Genomic DNA, 22,185 nt, shown 5'->3' with positions numbered 1-22,185 from the left:
ATACCTCAAATAATTAATATTTTAATTTTAAATTTTTCTTTTCATTTTTCCAATTACAAATAGGCTCTACATCACAACAAAAACATGCTCTACTCATCTTATCAGCTCTATATAATAATCCATTTAGATTTTTTTCTTCACTGACTTTACTATCTCTATGTTTTAAAATGGCTTCGATGATCAAGTTTTGCTCATTTTGAGTAAATTTACAGTCATTTAAAATCAAAGGAGCAATCTGTGCACTAGATATTTCATGGCCTATTCCTTGACGATATTGAATATGACGCCCAATATCATGTAATAAAGCTGTCGCATAAATCATATCATCACTTATCTTTAAATTTTCTTTCACATTCAAGATCATCATCAATCTAGCTACATCTAAAAAGTGACTCATATCATGTCGACAAAAAATACGATTTACTTCTTCTTTAGCTATTTCTTTATAACATTTTTTAAATATTTTATGTTGTATAATCGTATTTTTACAATCAAAATTCATGTTTTTTGCTCCCTAATTTTTCTAAAAAATACATATATTTCATTATAAAAGAAAACGACTAATTAAACAATAAAAAAACGACTCCTATTAAAACAATAAATAATAGAAGTCGTTTCTTATAATTAATTATTTATTTAACTTTGTAGTAACTACACGACGTACAAATTCTACCATGAGTAAAATATTTACTAATAATCCAAGCCATTCAGCTGTACCGCCAAAGCTTGCATCAACCATGCGAAGTGGTGATTCGTCGCCACCAGAAGTTACAGAAACAACGATGATACCTGCCATGATAACACCCATCAAGGATTCACCAACGATCAAACCGGAAGCGAATAATACACCATGACGATTGCAGTTATCTACATCACCTGTAATATCCTGTGGACTGCGAACTGCTGCACGTTTACGTAAATATAAATGAACAAAATAAGCAATTACAGCACCAAAAACAAGTGGCATTTCAAGTTCTGGTGGAAGATAGATACCCATACCAACAGCAAGTGGTGGTAAGCTGTATTTTTTAGTGTTTTTCTTCAAAAGAACATCAATGATTATGATGATAATACCAAAAACAACACCATAGAAAATATAAGACCAATCCATATTGCTACTGAAAATACCTCTAGCAATAGTAGTCATAAGTGTTGCCTGTGGAGCAGATAAAGCTTGGCTTTCATCCATGCCTTCACGTGGAAAAGCACCAGGGAAACCATAAGCTTCAAAAAGAAGATTCAATACTGGAGCAATTGCAATAGCACCAGCAATACAACCGATTAAAAGAGCAACCTGCTGTTTCCAAGGAGTTGCACCAACGAGTAGACCAGTTTTTAAATCCTGTAAATTATCATTAGAAATTGCTGCAATACTAGTAATAACACTAGTGATAAAAATAGCAAATGCTGTAGCAAATAAAGTTCCTTCTGAAGATGAGAATAAATTAGCATAATCACCAAGTGCAAGCACTACGATAGAAGAAACGATAATACCTAAAATACCGATACCAGAAATAGGGCTAGAAGATGTACCGATGAGACCTGCCATATAACCACAAGCAGCAGCCACAAAGAAGCCCATTGCAACAGCTACAAAAATACCAACAACAATATATAACCACATTGTGCCAGTAGATAAATGACCATCGGATAAGAAAGAATAAAATACTGTTACTAAACCGATAATAACTAATAAGAATACAATACCAATACTTTTTGGTGACATATCTGTATCCATACGATGTAAATTGTCATTTACTTTACTGCCATCAGATACAGCTTTAATAGACATTCTAATACCATCTATAATTGGTCTCATTAAAGTAAGTAAAGTCCAAATAGCTGCAATACCCATTGTACCAGCACCCATGAAACGAACTTTTGCAGACCAAATACTTTGTGCTGCATCAGAAAGTTCTGTGCCTACTGGAATATTAGTAATAGACATTAAGTAAGGAACAAAACCGCACCAAGCAGCAATCATACCAACGAGCATTGCAATACCGCTTGCAAGACCGATTAAATAACCTGCCCCTAAAAGTGCTGGAGAGAAACCAAGTGGTAAAAGTGTAACAGCTTGTTTACCAACACTGAAATAAGTAAGCATTGAACCAGAAAGATATCCAAATCCACTAGAAAATAAATTGATAAGTGCAGCAATGATACCACCGCTTACAATATCTCTAATACCACTAACACCGGATTTACCTTCAGAACTAGCACTACCAACTTTTAAAATTTCAGCAGCTGCACGACCTTCTGGATAAGGTAAATCTGTATTTACTACCATTGCACGACGAAGTGGAATAGTGAATAACACCCCTAAGCATCCACCACAAGCACAAATCATTAAAGTTTGCCAAAATTGGAATCCTTGCCAATAACCGATCATCAAAAGACCTGGAATAATGAAAATTACGGCAGATAATGTACCTGCTGCTGACGCTTGCGTTTGTACAAGGTTATTTTCCAAAATATTGGAATCTTTGAACATACGCAAAACTGCCATAGAAATTATTGCAGCTGGGATAGCAGAAGAAAATGTAAGACCAACTTTTAATCCCAGATACACATTTGAAGCTGTAAATATAATTGTTATAAGTAAACCTAAAATCATACCACGTATGGTAAGTTCAGGCAGCTTCAATTCATGACTCATAAAATCATGCTCTTTCATCAATTAAATCTCCTTTACAAATAAATTCAAACCTAATTGTATAATACTATTACACAAAGTGCAAGACTAAATACACAATAAAAACATCTTTATAATGATAATTTTAAAAGAAAAAATTAATGATTATCATCGAAATTTTATATAAAACAAATAAAAATCTAATAAATACAGATATTAATTCAATTTCATCTACTTTTATACGGTTTAATGTCCACTTTTAGAAGAATTTTTAATTTTCACAAGTTAACATTAAAAAGTAATATATTAACAATAAAAAAGTTATTATTTTGCTAATTTTACAATTATGTATTTCAACAAAAGACATTTTTATTGTATTAATTAAATTACATTTAATCTATTTATTTAAAATAAAAAATGAAAAAATATTCATTTTAATAAACGAATAAATAAAAAATGCACTCAAATCTCGAAAAAATTTTTCTTTTTTTAGATTTGAGTGCATCTAAATTATTACATTAAGATATTATCTTATCTTTTTTCAAAAGTACCAAATACAATAGGTTTACCATTTTCTACCATATGAGTGCCTCTTGCCCACACATGTTGTAATTGTAAATCTTTATCTAATACTAAAATATCTGCATCGCTATTATTAGCTAAGCAACCTTTTCTTGGATATAATTTAGTGAATTTAGCAATATTGCTTGTAATAATTTTTATAGCATCTGTAATCGCAATATTTTCTTTTTGTACCATATCTCTAAATTCATTCAAAATAGAAATCTGGCTCGCTACACCAACGCCAATATTATTACCAGCTTCATCAAAAATTGGCATACTACCATTACCATCAGAACTCATGGTGATATTTTCAATATTAACACCAGCTTCTAATGCTTGTTTTACAGCTTCACTGGATTTTACAGAATGACTAGAACCAGTTTCAGGGCTGACGCTAGAAGTTACATCCATAATACCGCCTTGTTTTGCCCATTCAATAGCTTCTTTAAATAAACGTTTATTGCGATTCACATGAGTTGGAATGATTTGTGTTTTAGGAATTTCACCATTTTTAGTGATTTCATAAAGCATTTTTAATCCATCTTCACCATCACCTAAATGCATATTAACTACACCAGCTTTACCGCTGAGCATACCGCCCACACGAGCTTCTGCTGTAATCTGTTGATAAGCTTCTTTTGGTGATTGAGAAGAACGATGATCGCACATAGCAATTTCACCAGTACCAATTACTTTATCGATCAAAATAATATCATTGCGTACACTACCTGTAATTGTTGGTGTTGGAATTTCATAAGAACCAGAATAAATATATGCTGTAATGCCTTCATCTTCAAGACCACGAGCTTTGGCAAGTAAGCTAGCTACATGACGAGTTACACCATCTGTACCTAAAAGACCAAGTACTGTAGTTACACCAGAAGTTGTGATATCTGTTAATTGGATTTCTGGTGTTCTCGTAGCATAACCACCTTCACCGCCACCACCGATTAAATGTACATGAGAGTCGATAAAACCTGGTACTACATAATTGCCTTCACAATCAACTACTTCGCAATCATATACTGCTGGTAAAGATAAATCTTCACCTATCATAGCGATTTTTTCACCAGCTACTAAAATATCTTTAACTCCTAAATCTTCAGGAGCAATAACATGTGCATTTTTTAATAAAGTAAAAAATTTTTTTTCTGTATTCATTTAAATCAACCTTCTTATTATAAACTTATTGTAAAAATAACATAATAAAACGCATTGCCCAAATAGATAATAATGCATTAATTACACAAATTAAAATAATCGCAGGATAATGTTTAGTATTTACACCAGAAATACCCAAACAACGACCTACATTCTGTACAGGATTACCCATCAAATAGATAGCAGGTAAAAGAACAGTTACTTGCATGGAATCTAAAGAACCAGCAGTATATAAGCTCATTGCTACACCTACACCACCGCCCATACTCATTAAAGCAGTTATTAAAACTGTTGCTGCTTCACCAGGAAGGCCCCAAAGTCCCATTACAGGCTGAAATACAACACCAATCAAATGTAAAAGACCTGTAACATCTAAAATACGAATAATAACAAATGCCATTACAACATTTGGTAATAAGCTAGTGGTACCAATAGTAAAACCTTTTCTAGCACCATCAATAAATAAATCTAAAATCGTTTTTTTCTGGATAGCTTCTACTTTATTATCACTCATCTGTCTTACCTCACTTATTCTCCAATAAATTTAAAATACAAACGCATTAAATTTGCACCCACGATTTTAAATACAAAAATCACAAGCAAAGGTACAATGATTGGTGCAAGTAAAACACTAAAAGCAGCAGCACCAGAAGAAAAGTAATTTGTTATAAACGCACTACCACTTGTTTGATACGTGATGATAACAGAACGTTCTTTATCTGTCAATTTTCCTTCATCAACTAATTCTTTAACCATACCAGCAGCAGCATCTGTACTTTGCATATTAGCGATATTTGCAAGTGCAGAAACACCCGGTACACCAAGTAAAGGTTTTAATAATGGGTTCATTAATTTTTGAGCAGCCTTCAATCCACCTAAACCATCAATAACATTTACAATTCCTAAAGCTAAAATAACAGCAGGAATAAGTTCTAAAGCAAATAAAAAGCCATCTTTAGCACCGCTACCGCCAGCACCTCTAAAGCTCATAGCCTTATCAGTTGGTATTTGCCCAAAACTACCATTCAATACATTGAAATCTAATGCACGTAAAACCCCATCAGAAGAAGAAAAAATTCCTGAAAATAATAAAATTGCTAATACAAAAACAACATAACCGTACCATGGTACCTTAATTTTCAAATCATCATTGCGTTTTTCCATAAAAATCACTCCCAAATATACTTAAGATATAAATTCACTATATTTATATAGCAATTCTTATGCCAAGTATAATTTATTTTAATTATCTATTATATATGTACATTTGTATTATATTTTTTTATTTAATATATTTATTTTAACGGGAAACTTATATTATTTTACTTTAAATTTCCCATTAACTTTTAAAATAATTGCATAGTAGTCTTATTTTTTAATCTAAAACCTTTATATTACTATTTTATTCAAGAAAATATTTTATTATAATATTTTTGATACTTTGTATACTAAAAAATCTTTACTTCTTTAATATAATAAATTATGTTAGAATAATTTATTATTACCTCAATAATTAAATGATTATAAATATATAGGAGAAACATATGAAAAAATTAGTTATTATTTCTCTAGGATATAATACGGCTCATACTATTTATGAACAATTACGTAATATTCTTTACTCTTCTTTAGATATCAAATATTACTACTCCTCTTCACCACCACCTACTAACCTAGAAGTTGACTTAATTCTTTACTCTAGTGAATATGCTTTCGAAAGAATTAATTTTCATCCCCAAAATGTTCCATATATTATTGCACGTCGTTCTATAAATTACCATGAAATTGGTAAATTATTTAAATTACCCAAATATAGTGATGTCCTGCTAGTCAATGACTCTAAAGATAGTGCCGAAGAAACTATTTTATTATTACAAACATTAGGTATAGACCATATAAATTATTTTCCATATTATCCAGGAATAAAAAATTATCCCAAACTAAAAATAGCTATAACCCCTGGAGAAAACGAGCTTGTACCCAGCTTTGTAAATCATATCATCGACATCAAAACACGTTTAGTAGATATCACATCTATCATTGAAATTCTCATGCATTTTAATATATTAGATAAATTCGCTAATATACTATCTGCAAAATACATTCAGGATATAATTAAATTAATAAAAACAGGCAACAAACTATTAATTGATAGTAGCAAAATGAAAGAACGTTTTAAAACTGTAATCAATAATGTCCATGATGGTTTAATCGCTATCAACAAAGAAAATAAAATATCTGTTTTCAATCCTATTGCCGAAAAATTATTTTCCCAAAAAGCTAGTAAAATTATTGGCCAAGATAGCGAAACTTTTTTAAATGAGAATTTTTTTAAAACTGTAAATAATCCTCGAAAAGAAGGCATATTAAAACTCCCTTCACAAGAACTATTAATTTCAGAAATTCCGCTCTATGCTAAAAATAGTGATAATGGTAAACTATTCGTCTTAAAAGATGTCTCTGAAATTCATCGACTAGAAGAATCTGTACGTCGTCGTTTATATCAAGAACAAAATATTGCTCGCTATAATTTTTCTAATATTATTGGCAAAAGTCCCGCACTTCAAAAAGTACTATCACTTGCACAGAAAATGGCCAAATCAGACTCTACAGTATTTATTCAGGGCGAATCTGGTACGGGTAAAGAATTATTAGCTCAAAGTATTCACAATGCTTCTAATAGAAGTTCTGGCCCTTTTGTCGCTATTAACTTTGCAGCCCTATCTGAAACACTTTTGGAATCTGAATTATTTGGTTATGTTGAAGGCTCTTTTACTGGTGCTAAAAAAGGTGGCTCATCAGGTTTATTTGAAGCTGCTCATAAAGGAACACTATTTTTAGATGAAATAGGCGATGCCTCTCTACCTTTTCAAGTAAAATTATTACGCGTGCTTCAAGAGCGACAAATTCGTCGTGTTGGCAGTATAAAAGTAATTCCTATTGATGTTCGTATTATTGTTGCTACTAATCATAATTTAAAGGAACATATAAAAACAGGCTTAATGCGTGAAGATTTATATTATCGCTTAAATGTACTGCCACTAAAAATGCCTGCACTACGTGAACGCAAAGAAGATATTTTACCTCTTGCCTATAATTTTTATAAGAAATATAAACCTCTATCCATAGATGCGAAAATATATTTTTCTAATATAAAAACCTGCTTACAAAATTATTCTTGGCCTGGTAATATTCGTGAATTACAAAATGTAGTTGAATATTTAACTAATATTTGCCCTAATGAACCACCTCAAAGTAGTGATTTACCTGAAGATATTAAAATTGAAATTTTTAATATTCCTAATGAAACTATTAATTTAAAAGAAGAAATATTATCTGAAATTAAACGCTGTAATAAATTCAAACAACCCATTGGAAGGCGTTCTCTAGCACATAAATTTTCCATTTCCGAAAATAAAATCCGTGAAATTCTTGATATTTTACAAAAAGAAAACTATATAAAAATATCATCCGGAAAATACAGTTTAAAAGCTATCTAAAAACCTCCTAATTATAAAATATTTTCTTGACTTGAAGTCCACTCAAGGATATATGCTTTAGTTAACAGCTAAATCATTATTTAAAGGAGGTATTTTTTATGAAAAATTTTTCCAGACGTGATTTTTTTAAAGTTGCTGGTGGTGCTGTTATCGGTGCAGCAACTTATGGACTAACAAATAATCTATCTCATTCTTTTGCTCAAGCTCCCGTAATTGCTAGCACTAAAGTAAATAATAATATGATTGGCTCAAAGGCTAAAGTATATTTTTCACCTCAAATAGACGCAGAAAATCTATTAAAACTATATAATTTAATCAATGAAGGTATTTATGGAAAAACTGCTATCAAACTTCATACTGGCGAAAAAAATGGTCCTAATATTTTACCTAGAGAAATGGTTCGCACATTCCAAGAACATATACCTAATAGTAATATAGTTGAAACAAATACTTTATATAAAGGTGATAGATATACTACTGAAAGCCATAGAGAAACATTAAAAGTAAATGGCTGGGATTTTTGTCCTGTAGATATCATGGATGAAAATGGTACTGTTATGCTTCCCGTACGTAATGGTAAACATTTCAAAGAAATTTCTATGGGTAAAAATATCATCAATTATGATTCTATGATTGTATTAACTCATTTCAAAGGTCATGCTATGGGTGGATATGGTGGATCAATGAAAAATATTGCTATTGGTTGTGCTGATGGCAGAATTGGTAAATCAATGGTTCATGGAGTTTCAGTCAATAATCAACCTGCAGATTGGGGACAATGGCCAAGCAAAGAACAATTAATGGAAAATATGGCAGAATCAGCCAAGGCTGTTATTGATTATTTTGGAAAACATATTGTATTTATAAATGTTTTACGTAGAATGTCTGTTGACTGTGATTGTGCGGGATTATCTGCTGCTGAACCTACAATCCCTGATATTGGCATCTTAGCTTCAACTGATTTACTCGCTATAGATCAAGCTTCTATTGATCTAGTATACGCTCAACCAAATAATCAAGATTTAGTAGAACGCATTGAATCTCGTCATGGACTACACCAATTGACAGCTATGCGTGATTTAAAAATGGGCAATCCTCAATATGAATTGATTTCCCTCTAATTAATATAAATAAAAAGACATCTCTTAAAAATTAATTTAAAAGATGTCTTTTCTACCTTATAATACCGATTTATTAAATTTATAATTACTATTAATATTATTAGAAGTAAAATTCCATTTGTGCACGGAAGATATCTACATCTTGTCTACCTTCTGTACTTGTTGCATTTACTTGACTACCTGTTGTGTAGAATACTTCTATTGTTGTATTTTCCATTGGTACATAGTCAAAACCAAGTGTCCATCCTCTTACGTTTTCAGTATAGTCCACTGTTGCATCTATTGTTGAGAATGCACCTACATTTCTGTAGTTTGTGAAGATTGCAAAGGAACCTACATCACTTGGATTGTGTTGTTTATAGCGAAGTTCACTAAACCATCCGTCATTTACCACTTCACTACCTACACTATCTGTTATTCCATCTAAATCAGATTTACTATATGCTGCCATCAATGTTAAATTATCTGCAAGTTTTGTATTAAATCCTGCTTCCCAGAAATTTACGCTATCTTTAAAATCTTGTTCTGCTACTGTTACTTCATTTAATCTTCCATATGTTGCACCAATTGCTGTTACTGGGCTAAGATTATATTTCAATCTAGCAGATGAGTATTCTGTTCCAAGATATGCCCCGTATGTTTTAACTGATCCATCTTCATTTCTTTCATTTGTTCCAAATGTAGTTCCAGCTAATGTTCTGCTATCTTTTAATCTACCATAAGTCAATGCTCCAGATAAATCTCCATTTTCAAATGTGTATTCTGCACCAGAGATTTCTGTATCGATTATTCTACCATATGAGGAGAATTCTCCATAACGACCTATTTTCAACATGCTATCGCCGAAATTTCCTTCTGCGTATACTTTATTTACCTGTAAATCTTTATCTCCATATGCAGTTATACTATCAGATTTCATATTATATTCTGTTTCAATCTGTCCTACTGCTGTCCAATTGTCGTTTACTTTCCCTCTCATCCAAAATTCAATATGAGAGTGACTTGCACTGTCGTCTCCATATCCAGCTTTATAGTTAGTAGCATTGATATCGCCATCATCATAACGTAAACGAGCTGTACCTGTGAATTTTAAATTATCACTTTTTTCTTCGAGTTCTGCTACTCTTACACCTAAGTTATCTAGCTCTTCTGCAAATTCTGCAGCTAACTTATCTACAATAGCTTTATCCGCTTTTTGTAAATCTTCTTTTGCCATAGCACGAGCTACAATCTGAGCCATTTCATAGCGAGTCATTATTTTATTGCCTTGATATGTACCATCTGGAAAACCATCAATAACTCCATCAGCAGCAAGTGTTGATACTGCATCATAAGCCCAACTATCTTGAGGAACATCACTAAATGGATTGTTAGCAGCTCCTGCTACTCCCGTACTCATTAAAACTAAAGCAGATGTTGTAATAGTTAATGTAGATTTGTTAAACATAATAATTTCTCTCCTAAAATATAAAATTTTTATTTAAAATAAAGTTTTTGCTTGTAAAAAAATAATAATATTAAAAATTTTCAATCATTTAATCTTTATATGCTAGAGATTGATATTATTTATTATCAATCTCTAACATTTTTGTTTATCTATTTTTATCTAATTATTTATTAACTTTTTTTAAGTGCCAAATAAATGCAGCATAGTCGCCTTCAATAACTGGACTTGGCATACCAGCAAATAATTCTTTACCTTCTTCAGGAATACCACCAACTACTTTATCTGGAACATTAATGCCAACATACATTAATTCATCCCCACCATAAAGTTTGCCAGTGCGTACATCTTCATAAGTAGCATCAGCATCTAAACCTACAGCACAAACAGTAGCTAAATTATCATTTGGTACAGCCAATGTTCTGAAGAAGCTTACTACTGCTTCAGATTTATCTTTAGCTACAAAACTCCATGCAGTTTCATTACCTTCAAATGGACTTTGTAGTCTGTAGAAATCACCAAACTGTATAAGTTCTCTAACTTCTTTGTAGAATGCAACTTGTGCTTTAGTTTGTGCTTTTTCTTCATCAGTTAATTTAGTTAAATCAAGCTCATAACCGAAGTTACCACACATAGCAGAAATACCACGAGTAGCAAATGGTGTAATTCTAGCAACCTGATGATTTGGTACAGCAGATACGTGACAACCGATGGCAACATTAGGATAAACCATAGATGTACCATATTGAATTTTTAAACGTTCAATAGCATCAGTATCATCACTTGTCCAAGTCTGTGGCATATAGTATAAAATACCTGGATCAAAACGTCCACCGCCACCAGAGCAAGATTCAAATAAAATATTAGGGAATTTACTTGTAATAACATCCATTACATGATATAAACCAAGCATATAACGATGAGCCACTTCGCGTTGACGTTCTGCTGGTAAAATAGCAGAGCCAATTTCTGTCATATTACGATTCATATCCCATTTTACATATTCAATATTTGCACTTGCAAGTACATCAGATACAGATTTAATGATATAGTCGCATACATCTTCACGAGAAAGGTCTAAGATCAACTGACGACGAGCAGTAGAGCGTGTACGTCCATCAATATGCAAACACCAATCAGGATGAGCTTCATATAATTTACTAATTGGGCATACCATTTCTGGTTCAAACCATAAACCAAATTTCATACCCATACCGTTGATTTCATCAACGAGTTTTTTCAAGCCACCACGAATTTTATTTTCATTTACAAACCAGTCGCCTAAAGAGCGATCATCATTATTTCTTTCACCAAACCAGCCATCATCTAAAACGAATAATTCAATACCAAATTCACTAGCCTGTTTTGCAATGGCTTTAATTTTTGTTTCATTAAAATCAAAATATGTTGCTTCCCAGTTATTGATAAGTACAGGACGAACTTTATCACGCCATACACCACGCATTAAGCGTTTGCCATATAAATTTTGATAAATGTGACTCATACCTGTCAAACCTTCATTAGAATAAACAAGTACTGCTTCTGGTGTTTGGAAATGTTCTCCTGCTTTTAATAACCATGTGAAATCAAATGGATTAATACCTATCTGCATTCTAGTTTTGCTATACATATCAACTTCTGTATTAGCTAAGAAGTTACCACTGTATACTAAACTCATAGCATAAACATCACCATTTGTTTCTGTAACATCTTTGCGAACAAGAGCCATAAATGGATTCTGTGCATGACTACTTGCACCACGACGACTTTCTACACATTGCCCACCGATGCGAAGTGGTGTACGAATAATATGACGTTCTCTTGCCCAAGAACCAGAAAGTTGAATCATTTCAAACTTACTATCTTTAAAATCAACATTAGCACTTAATGCACGTTGAACTTTTACATTATCAGCACTTTTATTAATTATTTTTGCACTACGAGCAATAGCATTAAATTCTTCAAAAACAGTGAAAGCTAATTCTACATCTACATTTTTAACTTTATCAGTTAATGTAATAACTAATGTCTGAGCTTCTTTATCTGCTTCTACATATGTTGCAGGTAACCCTTCTAATGCAGGTTTGCCATCGATGATTTTATGACTTACATATCTAAAATCTGTAGCACTAGTTCCATCAGCAAATTCAAGTTCAATAGCTGGGCTACGTAAATCTGTAGAACCATATCCTGGATATTCTTGTTCTTTAGATTCTAATTGAAAAGCATCTATATTATCTGTATTAGTTAAAAAACTAAACCAATCTTTTCTACGCACTGTATAATCAAGATTGTCAGTTTTTAGTGAACGACCCCAATATAAATGGAGCAAATGTCCTGTTTCCAACACTTTCATAAGATAACTTGTCTTTTCAGTTTTCAAATGAAAGGTTTTTGTTTCCTGATTAAATATAATCATTTTTTAGCCTCCTTGAATTAAAGATTTTCTTGCACTAATAATTAAATTAAAAATGCTACGATTTTTTGCAAAATTCAATACAACATAAAATTTGTAAACGTTTTCGCTTTTCTTGGTTAATATTATAATATTTCTAAAAAATAAAATCAATGTTTTATGTTTCTTAAAATTGTGTCTATGTTGTATTTTGTAAAAAATAGTTAAAATTTTAATTAAAGGTTATACATAATATAAATATAATTTAATTTACCTAAAAATGCTTTAAAATAGCTCTATATCAAATTTTTTAAATTTAAATTAATTGAATTAAATTCAAAATAAATGTAATGTGTAGCACTGTTATAGCACCTAAAAAATAAAATATATAGTAATCTGTAGCACTTAATATTTAATCTAAAAACTGACAAACAAACTCATCTAATTTTTGATTTTGCTTATCTATAGGCATATGAGTATAAACAGAAATAGTTGTACTTTAATTTAAAAAGTCAAATTTTTAACTGTGTTGGTAGTACACAGTATAATAAAAAGCTAGGTTGTTACTCGGTTTATATTACCGCCCAAAAAATATACTTGTATACTAAGAGATTATCTAGGTAATTCACTTTTGGTTTATTTGTCATTCTATTAAAAGCGACTGAATAAGTACCAGTTGGAAAAGTTCCTCGCTTAGAACATAAACTATTATAAAAGCTTAGATAATTTCTTTTTTATAAGTTAATAAGAGTATAAAGCGTATTGTTTTATGTTGTTATTAGCTTATAAACAAGCTAAAATATTTATTGAGGTGATAAAATATGACCAATGACGAAAAAATGTTACAAATGATGGAAGCATTAACAAGTGAAGTCAAGAATATTAACACTAGACTTGATAGCATGGAAACTAGACTTGATAAAATTGAAACTAGGCTTGACAATATGCAACATGACATCAAAACAGGTTTTGAAATGCTAGGGAATTTTGTACATGAGATTGAAAAATCAACTACTGAAACTGAAAAGCGTTTCAATAGATTAAAACAAGCAATTTAATACTTAATATTAAGGCACTTTATAGAAATTTTATAGAGTGCCTTTTTTATTTGTAAATTTCTATGAGTACATAAGAATTATTTTATGTGTTCTAAAAGTTTATAAATAAAGCGGGGTTTACACTATGGATATTAAAGAATATAAAGAACACAAAATACAAGAAATGCAAGCCATATCTAAAAATATAGAAGAAGAGTTAGCGAAATTAAGTGAATATAGCAGCAGAATAACAACAAGCTTTTTCTTATCAGGCGGCGAAAACTTTTTAAATGTAAAACATTTAGAAAATTGGGAATGTGAAAGACTGCTAGACACTGTTAATAATCTTATAAAATTAAATAATGAATTATGGACTATTGGAAAATGTTTACAAGAATTAAACAGCTTATGCAAGGATAAATAAACATATCTCTATATATGTATTGGTAAAGATTTAAACCGCCTTATATGGCTTGATAGGGCGGTTTAAATTGATTGAAAGGAGGATATATATATGAATAGCAAACAAAAAGAATACTTAAATTTAAAAAAAGAAATGGCTTTAGGTGATATTGAGCAAGCAAAAAAACAAATTGATTTATACTTATCTGATTTATCTTTCAAGATAGATAAATTAAGACAATATTTTTCTGTGCATGGTCTTTGTATTGATGGTGATATTAGAGAAATACACTCTATTACTAGCGAACTATTAGAAGAAAATAACATCATCATTAAAAATAATGCAGACTATAAGACGTTTAAAAAAATGGAGGCTTTAGACATGGATAAACACATTGTAATTTTTGAAAGTTTTCAAATAAATAGAAATGGGAATAAGGTATATAAAATATCTGTGCTACATTGCAATGATAAAGGATATAGAAATGCAACTGAATCAATTGCAAGTAAATTAAACTTGAGATATCGTACAGGGTATATTTATATTCAAGATTATAAATCTTGTATCAAGGAATTGTTTAATAATAGCTTAAATGATGTTGAATTTGTAGACGATTAAACACGCTTAAGATTTATTCTAAGCGTGTTTTTTAGTATAGGAGGATATAAAAATGAGATTAGGAAAATATGAAGAGCTTAACGACAAGCAACAAGAAATTGTTTATAAAAAATATGGTTGTCTTATTGATAGTGCAATAGATAGAAAAATTGACGGCTTAAAACAACAAATGGCAATAGAATTTGATTCTAATTTTGGTATAAAAATAAAACAAAAAGATATTAATATTCACGATGATGGTATTTATGGTATTAATATCTTTCGTGTACCATTTGAGGATAAAACAAGCTTAACAGTAAAAACAATAGAGCCTTTAATGGAAAACTTTTTGCAACTTAGAAAATATGATAATAGGCTTGCTAAATTTGATAATAGAGCTATTAAAGTTTTTCTATCATTGTTTAATAATGATGATATTGAATTTGATGTAGACAATAGCCTTGATACTATTAATTATTATTGTTGGCGTAATTTAGACCATTATCCTAAATTACAGCATGAATTAAACCGCCTTGTAAAATCATTTAAGAAATATTTTAAAAATTATTTATGTAATATTATATCAGAAATACGAACAGCAGCAGATTATTATTTTAATGACAGTGAGTTTTTGTTTGAAGTTTTCGATGATATGTTTTTTGATTTAGACACTTTAAACCTTGTTAAACACATTAAATCTAATCCTAAAGATGTAACAGAAATTAATAATATTTTATCTGATCTATCTTTTAAGATAGACAAATTAAAACAAGATTTTGCTTTAAACAATGCTTTTAATAAACAAGATATCACAGAAATAAAAGTATTAATAAATACAATCGAAGGAGCTGAATAAAAATGTTAGCATTGAGAACATATTATATACAAAATAAATACGTATTATATACAATAGGTGATATTGATAATGATAATCTTATTTATGATTATTATATAAAACCTATTAATACAAAAGGAACTACAGGAACAGAAATGTTTTTCTTTGATAAATGGAATGGCAAATATATAGATTTAGAATTGATTAATAATGATATTCTATTGTCTAGTATAGATAATCTAAATGATATTACAGAAGCTTTAGACAGATTAATAAAATTTAATAATTCAATGGATATTCTTTATATTAAAAACGATACTGTATATAAAAAAACATTTTACCAGATGTCATATCTATTAAAAGAAAAATTTTATTTGATAGAAGCAATATTTAATAAGCAGCAAAAATGTTATTATGAACCAAATTACAATCCATATGTAGACGAATGTATAAAAATTGCTGACAATGAATATATTAAAGTTAAGCAAAGATATAGAATTTACATTGAAGAAAACGATATTCAGAAGCCAATTAGTCTATTAGATGCTACAAATGCAATAGTACCTTTGGTTGATGCTTTCCAATCGTTTATAAAATCTTTTATTCATGGTGAAAATAGAGAAGTTTATAATATCTTTGGGAATAAAATAATATTAGTTTTTGAAGGAGCTGAATAAAAATGTATACATTAAGTGATTATATTACAATGATTGAAGAAGGAAATAATACAGTAATTCTCTTTAATAGAGTCATAGATTTAATACAAAGGGATTTACTATATAAAACAACATCTATTAATAACTTGATAAATTATATGGAAAATATAGGGCTTTATGTTACATTACACGATTATACAAAAGATAATACTATGCAATTTGCTTGCCATTCTTGTAAATATCTATATGTAGAATATGAAGCAGCAAATAATGGAAAAATAAAAATAATTGATGTTAGATTTTAGGAGGGTTTACTTATGAATGTCTTATTAGATATATTCATTTTTATATCATTGGTTTTATGTGTTTTCACAGATGACATGATTGCAATTAAGTCAACAATGTATTTAATATTAATGATAATGTTAGTAGCTCTATTATCAAACGTGATACTAACCAAAAGTAAATATTATAACAGAAAGATCAAATAAAAATGCACTTTATAGATATTCTATAGAGTGCATTTTTATTATAAACAAAAGAAGGGCAAATAATCGGCTGCTATGTTTTTGCTAGATTATAAGAATAATTAAGAATTAAACCAGAAGGTATAAGTTAGAGTTTAAATCTAATTTATACCTTTTATTTAGTTCTTAATAATTTTATAAATAAGGTGGTATTGCTATGTATTTAAGAGTATGTCTTTCAAATGGTACTGATTCAAGATGGATAGATTTAAGTAAAAATCCAAATTTAAAAAATATTTCTGAAGAAATGGGAAATATTTATGTAGATGATATTAAATCTGATTTAGATTTTGATTGGATAGAATTTGATGAGCTACAGAATATAATTAATGTTTTCAATTATTTGAGTTCTAATCGCCTTAAGAGTGATTTTAAAAAGATATTAGAGCTAGGGCTATCTTTCTATGAAGCCTATGAAAAGATAATAGAAAACAAATATTACATTTTTAAAGCTGATGATATATATGACGTTGGGGTATATATGGTCAATAATAACCATTGGACATATAAACGAAATGAAATTCCAGATGATATATATAAAGTATTAGATTTTCAACTAATAGGCGAGGAATTTTTCAATTCTTGGGACTGTGATTTTGTAGATGGTAAATGTATAGCAGTTTATTAATAATAATTAAAAGGTAGGTTTTAAAAATGAAAATGAATAATACAAAACGAGTTATAAAAGCGTTAAACAAATTAGAATATGTTATTGTTACAAGGGATAGATTAAGTAAATTTATGCAAAAATATAACTTTTCATGGATTTATTATTGTGGAAATGAAGCCGATAATTATACAAGATTGAAATATTTTAATGGGGAAACATTAATCACTATTTACGCTAGAGAGCATAGAAATAATACTTACGAACTATTGTATATAGAAAGTATAGAAAATAAAAATGATGTTAAGCAGGAAATCATAGACGAAATAAAAGACCGTTGTTTAAATCAAGATTTTTCTATTATAGGTTATGAAGTCAATAATGAAATAATGGATTTAGGCGGGGGCGATATCTTTGATGATATTAATTATTTAGACTTATTATCAGTAGATAATAATAACGGCTATGGTGCTATGGTTCATTGTGTTCCTTATAAATGGTTTGATTGGGATATTTATGATCGACAATGGATAGAAATAAATTGTTCTTTAGATATATTTGTAGAATACAAAATAGATAAAGATAGTTTAGAAAAAATAAAATCAATTAATAATAATGATGATATTTATTATGAAAATGTTGATTGGGAAAAAGAATTTTGTAATGGAAAATTAAGAGTCACTAACATACAAGAACTTTAATAATAAATGAGGTGAATATTATGAGTATTATTCTAGGTTTTTTAATGGCACTATTTATCCTTTTATTAACATCATCAAACAATCGTTATTAATAATAATTCCAAAGAGGTGAACCCAATGTTTACAAGATATTTAGAAGAAATCAAATTAAGTCGAGGAGATAAAACCTATACAAAATATGCACAAATATTAAGAAAATTTGAAAATAAACCTATAAATATGGATACAGTAAAAAAAATTATGAACTTAAATATGTCTATTAATTCAAAGAAATTCTATTTATCAGTTTGGATTAGAGCATTAAAGTTCTACAAAAAGGACTGTGAAGAAGTAGAAAGATTTACTAAAACTATTCATACACAAGAAAAACTTGCAGAAGCACCAACACAGGAAGCAGTAGAAAAAATTATCAACAGTACAACAGATAAAAAAGTTAAGCTGTTAGTGTCTTTAATGTCATATGCTGGACTTCGTATTTCTGAAGCTCAAAATATGCTTATTAAAGATATTTCTTTAGAGGAAAATAAATTCATTATACGTAATACAAAAAATCATACGGATAGATTATGTATTATAAATTCTAAATTAAAGCCACTGTTAATAGAATGGCTTAATAGTAAAGACCGAAATACAGGGGACTATGTTTTTAACTCTCCTCGTGGTGGTAAATATACTACAAATTATCTAAAAGATATTGTTAAAAATCATTGTATTAAAGCTGGATATCCTGCCTTGCATTGTCATTCATTTAGGCACTACTTTGCAACTAATTTCTATCAAAAAAGTCATAGTAATATAGCTTTAACAGCTAGAGCTTGTGGACATAAAAGCATAAGTACAACAATGAGATACATTGCGACAAATGCATCAGATTTAGCAAATATAATAAATAAATTCTAAAAATATACTTGACAAAATAGCAAGTCAACAAAAAAGTGTATTCAAAGAGAAAAGGAGATTATACTCATGGAAAATCAATTACAAGTATTTTACAATCAAGAATTTGGACAAGTTAGAACTATAATTAAAAATGAAGAAGTGTGGTTCGTTGGTAAAGATGTTGCTGAAGCATTAGGATATAGTAATACTAGAGATGCTTTAACTAAACATATTGATAATGAAGATAGAACTTATGTCGCAATTCACGACGGCAGGCAAAATCGCTCTATGATAATTATTAACGAAAGTGGTTTATATAGCTTAGTATTTTCTAGTAAATTACCTAGTGCTAAGAAGTTTAAACATTAGGTAACAAGAGAAGTATTACCTTTAATTCGTAAAACGGGTAGCTACTCTATGAAACAGCAACCTGTAGATGATACTAAGAAGTTGCGTTCTGAAGCAATGTTGTTAAATGCCAGAACTAGACAAGCAAAAATGTGGAAAGAATTATCACAAATGACAACTATAAAAGAATATAAAGAAATCGCCTTTGCTAAGGCTGGTAATGTATTAGCTGGCAAGGAAATTTTCTCCTTACCAGAAGCAACTGAAAAAACATATTCTGCTGATGAAATAGGTGCAATCTTAGGTGTATCAGCTAATAAAATTGGTAGACTTGCTAATGCCCATAATCTAAAGACTGAACAGTATGGGAAATTATTCTATGATAAATCTAAGTATTCCAATAAAGAAATAGAAACTTTTAGATATTTTGAATGTGCAATAGAGGAATTTAAAAGATTACTTACGAATTAATAAAAAATATTATTAATTCAAGAGGAGATTTTTATGGTTTTTGTATTTCTTTCAGCACTATTTATTTTATTGATTGGAGATGAAACGGGCTGCTTAGTGTTTATACTTGTCACAATTCTAATGATTGTTAGCGAAGCATTTTATGTTGATATATTTGAAGTTATTTGGATTGTTATTGGAATATCTTTGCTTATTTATATTGTTTATTTATTTAAAAACGCAAATAATAACATTACAAATGAAGCAACAATAAACGATACGTCTACTACGCTTAAACCAATAGAGCGTTCTACAAACATATCAGAACCAAAACTTATTTTACAAATAAACTTAAAAAAACAATTATCTAAAATGAATTTTCCGCAAGATATAAAATATGATATATTGCAAACAAAAGAAGAAATAGACATTATATTTTTTAATAAAAATTATTTCTATTTTTTTATAAATAAGCAAGAAAAATGTACCCCTTATGATTTATCAAAATTAGCTATACAAAAAAATATTGACATTAAAGGCGAGTTTATAAAAATTCTTATATTGAACTTAAAAAATGAAATAAAAGATACATTTTATATAGTCATAAATGAGAAATCATTAAATACACTTCATAGAATAATATCAGAAAATCCAACTACTGAATTTATTCCTAACTATATAAAAATTTTATCCTACACTGAGACTAGATACGGAATATCTAAACCAAGAAGTAGAAATTAACTACTTCTTTTTTTATTACAACATAAGGAGAAAATAAAATGTACTCACAAGAAATAGATAAAATATTAACAGATAACAGATTATCTTTTAAAGCTAAAGGTATATATTTAATTATTTATCAAGGTAAAATAAACATTACACTTGAAAATTTAAAACAAATAAGTTCAGATGGAACAACAGCGATTGCTAACGGAATTAAAGAATTAGAACAATTAGGATATATAAAAAAAGAAATTGTTCGGGAAAATGGAAAATTCAAGAAGGTTTTGTATAAAATTACAAAATAAGGTTATAAAATCTTATTTTATTGAAGGAGATTCTGTATGACAAAAAGACGATATTGGTTAAAACTTAGAGAAGATTATTTTAATTCACCAAAAATAAAAAAACTTAGATCAGTTGCTGGTGGTGATACCTACGCTTTAATATATTTAGAATTGCAATGTTATTCTATAAAAAATGAAGGCATTATTGAATTTGAAGGATTAGAAGATAACCTTGCAAAGGAATTAGCTTTAATCTTAGATGAAGAAGAAATGAATGTAGCATATTTATTATCTTATCTTGAAAAATATAAACTTATTGATTGTATTGAAGAAAATAAATATGCCCTAGTTGAAGCAATGGGAACTATTGGTTCTGAAGCTGAAAGTACAAAACGAGTACGAGAATATAGAGCCAGACAAAAAGCGTTACAATGTAACGATAATGTAACGGATATGAAACGTAATGTAACAAAGTGTAACGATATATATAATAAGAATAAAGATATAAGAAATAAGAATAATATATATAATAATATAATGATTGATATAAATATTATTAATGATTATATAAATAATAATAATTTGGAATATGTGGATGCTGAAGAATTTTATAATTATTATTCTTTACGGGATTGGAAAACCAAAAATGGTGAACCAATTACAAATTTAGTAGCTTTATTAGTTAGTTGGAATACTAGAAATAAAGTTAGAGTAGAAGAAGCAAAAGAAATACAAAGAAAAATGAATGAACGACATGATTATGCTGCTGATTCTAATAATGTACCTAAACCTGCACCTTTAGAAGTTCCTGAATTTTCACCTGAAAATGCAAGTGATTTTTTAAATTGGAATAATCTTGTGGAATATGATTTTATATGCTGGAGGATTTTGGAATTAAAAATACAAGGAGAAAATAAAAAATGAGTAGAAAAATTTTATTTAGAGGTAAATTAATTAGCGATAGTGATAATCACAAGAAAAATCAATGGGTGTATGGTAGTTATTTTAAAGATAGAAACAATATTAGTTATATATATAATAAAAAAGAAAATTATTTTTATATAGTAGATGCAGAAACAGTTAGTCAATATATTGGGAAAAAATATAATGGAGATATTGCTAGATTTGTTTCTATGTATGAAGGTGATATTGTATTTGATACTGATGAATATTATGGTGTTCTTAAATACAACGAAAATAAGCATCAGTATTTTATATATTATGGTCGTATTTCAGAAGCTACTGATAATGTAAATTTTATTATTGTTGGCAATATTTGGGATAATCCAGAATTAGTAGAAAAAAGCTCTTGAATAAA

The 22,185-nt window shown here is 29.1% G+C and carries 24 protein-coding genes; 17 read left to right on the top strand and 7 right to left on the bottom strand.

Translation table 11 applies throughout. The annotated features are described in order from the left end of the window. Positions 1 to 13: 13 nt before the first annotated feature. From Q5I67_RS05910 to Q5I67_RS05890, 5 genes are all read right to left on the bottom strand, one after another. Positions 14 to 502, bottom strand: coding sequence for an HD domain-containing protein (locus Q5I67_RS05910; RefSeq protein ID WP_302486694.1), 489 nt, complete (start codon positions 500 to 502; stop codon positions 14 to 16). A 126-nt stretch (positions 503 to 628) separates the two neighbouring features. Then, entirely contained in the window at positions 629 to 2,677 is a 2,049-nt protein-coding gene (locus Q5I67_RS05905) for an OPT family oligopeptide transporter (protein ID WP_302486693.1), read from the bottom strand. Between the two features lie 489 nt (positions 2,678 to 3,166). Next, on the bottom strand, positions 3,167 to 4,360 hold the full coding sequence (iadA, locus tag Q5I67_RS05900; protein WP_302486692.1) for a beta-aspartyl-peptidase: 1,194 nt from the start codon (positions 4,358 to 4,360) through the stop codon (positions 3,167 to 3,169). Positions 4,361 to 4,385: 25 nt separating this feature from the next. Beyond that, on the bottom strand, positions 4,386 to 4,874 hold the full coding sequence (locus Q5I67_RS05895; protein ID WP_296895751.1) for a YjiG family protein: 489 nt from the start codon (positions 4,872 to 4,874) through the stop codon (positions 4,386 to 4,388). 14 nt (positions 4,875 to 4,888) lie between these two features. Next, entirely contained in the window at positions 4,889 to 5,524 is a 636-nt protein-coding gene (locus tag Q5I67_RS05890) for a nucleoside recognition domain-containing protein (RefSeq protein ID WP_296895752.1), read from the bottom strand. 380 nt (positions 5,525 to 5,904) lie between these two features. Between Q5I67_RS05890 and Q5I67_RS05885 the strand changes: the two genes are divergently transcribed. Both Q5I67_RS05885 and Q5I67_RS05880 read left to right on the top strand, forming a co-directional pair. After that, positions 5,905 to 7,860 carry a sigma-54-dependent Fis family transcriptional regulator gene (locus tag Q5I67_RS05885; RefSeq protein WP_302486691.1) on the top strand — a complete coding sequence of 652 codons (1,956 nt, stop codon included), beginning with the start codon at positions 5,905 to 5,907 and terminating at the stop codon, positions 7,858 to 7,860. A gap of 98 nt (positions 7,861 to 7,958) precedes the next feature. Further along, positions 7,959 to 8,981: a DUF362 domain-containing protein gene (locus Q5I67_RS05880; RefSeq protein ID WP_302486690.1), complete on the top strand. Its 1,023-nt coding sequence runs from the start codon at positions 7,959 to 7,961 to the stop codon at positions 8,979 to 8,981. 100 nt (positions 8,982 to 9,081) lie between these two features. Here the strand turns inward: Q5I67_RS05880 and Q5I67_RS05875 are convergent, their stop codons facing one another. Beyond that, on the bottom strand, positions 9,082 to 10,428 hold the full coding sequence (locus Q5I67_RS05875) for an S-layer homology domain-containing protein (RefSeq protein WP_302486689.1): 1,347 nt from the start codon (positions 10,426 to 10,428) through the stop codon (positions 9,082 to 9,084). A 163-nt stretch (positions 10,429 to 10,591) separates the two neighbouring features. Next, positions 10,592 to 12,844, bottom strand: a complete 2,253-nt coding sequence (locus Q5I67_RS05870) for an alpha-galactosidase (protein ID WP_302486688.1) — start codon at positions 12,842 to 12,844, stop codon at positions 10,592 to 10,594. A 797-nt stretch (positions 12,845 to 13,641) separates the two neighbouring features. Between Q5I67_RS05870 and Q5I67_RS05865 the strand changes: the two genes are divergently transcribed. The 15 genes from Q5I67_RS05865 to Q5I67_RS05795 all read left to right on the top strand — a co-directional run bounded on the left by Q5I67_RS05865 (position 13,642) and on the right by Q5I67_RS05795 (position 22,180). Then, positions 13,642 to 13,878, top strand: coding sequence for a hypothetical protein (locus tag Q5I67_RS05865; protein ID WP_302486687.1), 237 nt, complete (start codon positions 13,642 to 13,644; stop codon positions 13,876 to 13,878). A 124-nt stretch (positions 13,879 to 14,002) separates the two neighbouring features. Continuing rightward, the gene (locus tag Q5I67_RS05860) at positions 14,003 to 14,281 is read left to right on the top strand and encodes a hypothetical protein (protein ID WP_302486686.1); all 279 of its coding nucleotides are present in this window, start codon (positions 14,003 to 14,005) and stop codon (positions 14,279 to 14,281) included. Between the two features lie 90 nt (positions 14,282 to 14,371). Next, positions 14,372 to 14,878, top strand: coding sequence for a hypothetical protein (locus tag Q5I67_RS05855; RefSeq protein WP_302486685.1), 507 nt, complete (start codon positions 14,372 to 14,374; stop codon positions 14,876 to 14,878). A gap of 52 nt (positions 14,879 to 14,930) precedes the next feature. Further along, on the top strand, positions 14,931 to 15,713 hold the full coding sequence (locus Q5I67_RS05850; RefSeq protein WP_302486684.1) for a hypothetical protein: 783 nt from the start codon (positions 14,931 to 14,933) through the stop codon (positions 15,711 to 15,713). A gap of 2 nt (positions 15,714 to 15,715) precedes the next feature. Continuing rightward, positions 15,716 to 16,369 carry a hypothetical protein gene (locus Q5I67_RS05845; RefSeq protein ID WP_302486683.1) on the top strand — a complete coding sequence of 218 codons (654 nt, stop codon included), beginning with the start codon at positions 15,716 to 15,718 and terminating at the stop codon, positions 16,367 to 16,369. A gap of 2 nt (positions 16,370 to 16,371) precedes the next feature. Next, on the top strand, positions 16,372 to 16,653 hold the full coding sequence (locus tag Q5I67_RS05840; RefSeq protein ID WP_302486682.1) for a hypothetical protein: 282 nt from the start codon (positions 16,372 to 16,374) through the stop codon (positions 16,651 to 16,653). 379 nt (positions 16,654 to 17,032) lie between these two features. Then, entirely contained in the window at positions 17,033 to 17,503 is a 471-nt protein-coding gene (locus Q5I67_RS05835; RefSeq protein ID WP_302486681.1) for a hypothetical protein, read from the top strand. Between the two features lie 26 nt (positions 17,504 to 17,529). Beyond that, the gene (locus tag Q5I67_RS05830; RefSeq protein ID WP_302486680.1) at positions 17,530 to 18,183 is read left to right on the top strand and encodes a hypothetical protein; all 654 of its coding nucleotides are present in this window, start codon (positions 17,530 to 17,532) and stop codon (positions 18,181 to 18,183) included. Between the two features lie 117 nt (positions 18,184 to 18,300). Continuing rightward, positions 18,301 to 19,083: a site-specific integrase gene (locus Q5I67_RS05825; RefSeq protein WP_302486679.1), complete on the top strand. Its 783-nt coding sequence runs from the start codon at positions 18,301 to 18,303 to the stop codon at positions 19,081 to 19,083. 66 nt (positions 19,084 to 19,149) lie between these two features. Continuing rightward, positions 19,150 to 19,431, top strand: a complete 282-nt coding sequence (locus Q5I67_RS05820; RefSeq protein WP_302486678.1) for a Bro-N domain-containing protein — start codon at positions 19,150 to 19,152, stop codon at positions 19,429 to 19,431. Between the two features lie 48 nt (positions 19,432 to 19,479). After that, positions 19,480 to 19,881, top strand: a complete 402-nt coding sequence (locus tag Q5I67_RS05815; protein ID WP_302486677.1) for a hypothetical protein — start codon at positions 19,480 to 19,482, stop codon at positions 19,879 to 19,881. A gap of 33 nt (positions 19,882 to 19,914) precedes the next feature. Then, entirely contained in the window at positions 19,915 to 20,601 is a 687-nt protein-coding gene (locus Q5I67_RS05810) for a hypothetical protein (protein WP_302486676.1), read from the top strand. 38 nt (positions 20,602 to 20,639) lie between these two features. After that, on the top strand, positions 20,640 to 20,888 hold the full coding sequence (locus tag Q5I67_RS05805) for a hypothetical protein (RefSeq protein ID WP_302486675.1): 249 nt from the start codon (positions 20,640 to 20,642) through the stop codon (positions 20,886 to 20,888). 36 nt (positions 20,889 to 20,924) lie between these two features. Next, complete coding sequence (locus Q5I67_RS05800; protein ID WP_302486674.1) at positions 20,925 to 21,791, top strand: phage replisome organizer N-terminal domain-containing protein; 867 nt, start codon at positions 20,925 to 20,927, stop codon at positions 21,789 to 21,791. Beyond that, the gene (locus Q5I67_RS05795) at positions 21,788 to 22,180 is read left to right on the top strand and encodes a YopX family protein (RefSeq protein WP_302486673.1); all 393 of its coding nucleotides are present in this window, start codon (positions 21,788 to 21,790) and stop codon (positions 22,178 to 22,180) included. Before Q5I67_RS05800 ends, Q5I67_RS05795 begins: the two co-directional genes overlap by 4 nt. Positions 22,181 to 22,185 lie beyond the last annotated feature (5 nt).

The organism is uncultured Megamonas sp., from assembly GCF_958438645.1.
GTDB lineage: Bacteria > Bacillota > Negativicutes > Selenomonadales > Selenomonadaceae > Megamonas.
The sequence above is the reverse complement of the archived record's forward strand: the minus strand, read 5'-3'. Positions and strand labels throughout refer to the sequence as shown.

What these genes read in the sequence shown, in the direction of transcription:
- Q5I67_RS05910 (WP_302486694.1), bottom strand. Translation starts at nt 502, where the DNA reads ATGAATTTTGATTGTAAAAATACGATTATACAACATAAAATATTTAAA.
- Q5I67_RS05905 (WP_302486693.1), bottom strand. Translation starts at nt 2,677, where the DNA reads ATGAAAGAGCATGATTTTATGAGTCATGAATTGAAGCTGCCTGAACTT.
- iadA (WP_302486692.1), bottom strand. Translation starts at nt 4,360, where the DNA reads ATGAATACAGAAAAAAAATTTTTTACTTTATTAAAAAATGCACATGTT.
- Q5I67_RS05895 (WP_296895751.1), bottom strand. Translation starts at nt 4,874, where the DNA reads ATGAGTGATAATAAAGTAGAAGCTATCCAGAAAAAAACGATTTTAGAT.
- Q5I67_RS05890 (WP_296895752.1), bottom strand. Translation starts at nt 5,524, where the DNA reads ATGGAAAAACGCAATGATGATTTGAAAATTAAGGTACCATGGTACGGT.
- Q5I67_RS05885 (WP_302486691.1), top strand. Translation starts at nt 5,905, where the DNA reads ATGAAAAAATTAGTTATTATTTCTCTAGGATATAATACGGCTCATACT.
- Q5I67_RS05880 (WP_302486690.1), top strand. Translation starts at nt 7,959, where the DNA reads ATGAAAAATTTTTCCAGACGTGATTTTTTTAAAGTTGCTGGTGGTGCT.
- Q5I67_RS05875 (WP_302486689.1), bottom strand. Translation starts at nt 10,428, where the DNA reads ATGTTTAACAAATCTACATTAACTATTACAACATCTGCTTTAGTTTTA.
- Q5I67_RS05870 (WP_302486688.1), bottom strand. Translation starts at nt 12,844, where the DNA reads ATGATTATATTTAATCAGGAAACAAAAACCTTTCATTTGAAAACTGAA.
- Q5I67_RS05865 (WP_302486687.1), top strand. Translation starts at nt 13,642, where the DNA reads ATGACCAATGACGAAAAAATGTTACAAATGATGGAAGCATTAACAAGT.
- Q5I67_RS05860 (WP_302486686.1), top strand. Translation starts at nt 14,003, where the DNA reads ATGGATATTAAAGAATATAAAGAACACAAAATACAAGAAATGCAAGCC.
- Q5I67_RS05855 (WP_302486685.1), top strand. Translation starts at nt 14,372, where the DNA reads ATGAATAGCAAACAAAAAGAATACTTAAATTTAAAAAAAGAAATGGCT.
- Q5I67_RS05850 (WP_302486684.1), top strand. Translation starts at nt 14,931, where the DNA reads ATGAGATTAGGAAAATATGAAGAGCTTAACGACAAGCAACAAGAAATT.
- Q5I67_RS05845 (WP_302486683.1), top strand. Translation starts at nt 15,716, where the DNA reads ATGTTAGCATTGAGAACATATTATATACAAAATAAATACGTATTATAT.
- Q5I67_RS05840 (WP_302486682.1), top strand. Translation starts at nt 16,372, where the DNA reads ATGTATACATTAAGTGATTATATTACAATGATTGAAGAAGGAAATAAT.
- Q5I67_RS05835 (WP_302486681.1), top strand. Translation starts at nt 17,033, where the DNA reads ATGTATTTAAGAGTATGTCTTTCAAATGGTACTGATTCAAGATGGATA.
- Q5I67_RS05830 (WP_302486680.1), top strand. Translation starts at nt 17,530, where the DNA reads ATGAAAATGAATAATACAAAACGAGTTATAAAAGCGTTAAACAAATTA.
- Q5I67_RS05825 (WP_302486679.1), top strand. Translation starts at nt 18,301, where the DNA reads ATGTTTACAAGATATTTAGAAGAAATCAAATTAAGTCGAGGAGATAAA.
- Q5I67_RS05820 (WP_302486678.1), top strand. Translation starts at nt 19,150, where the DNA reads ATGGAAAATCAATTACAAGTATTTTACAATCAAGAATTTGGACAAGTT.
- Q5I67_RS05815 (WP_302486677.1), top strand. Translation starts at nt 19,480, where the DNA reads ATGAAACAGCAACCTGTAGATGATACTAAGAAGTTGCGTTCTGAAGCA.
- Q5I67_RS05810 (WP_302486676.1), top strand. Translation starts at nt 19,915, where the DNA reads ATGGTTTTTGTATTTCTTTCAGCACTATTTATTTTATTGATTGGAGAT.
- Q5I67_RS05805 (WP_302486675.1), top strand. Translation starts at nt 20,640, where the DNA reads ATGTACTCACAAGAAATAGATAAAATATTAACAGATAACAGATTATCT.
- Q5I67_RS05800 (WP_302486674.1), top strand. Translation starts at nt 20,925, where the DNA reads ATGACAAAAAGACGATATTGGTTAAAACTTAGAGAAGATTATTTTAAT.
- Q5I67_RS05795 (WP_302486673.1), top strand. Translation starts at nt 21,788, where the DNA reads ATGAGTAGAAAAATTTTATTTAGAGGTAAATTAATTAGCGATAGTGAT.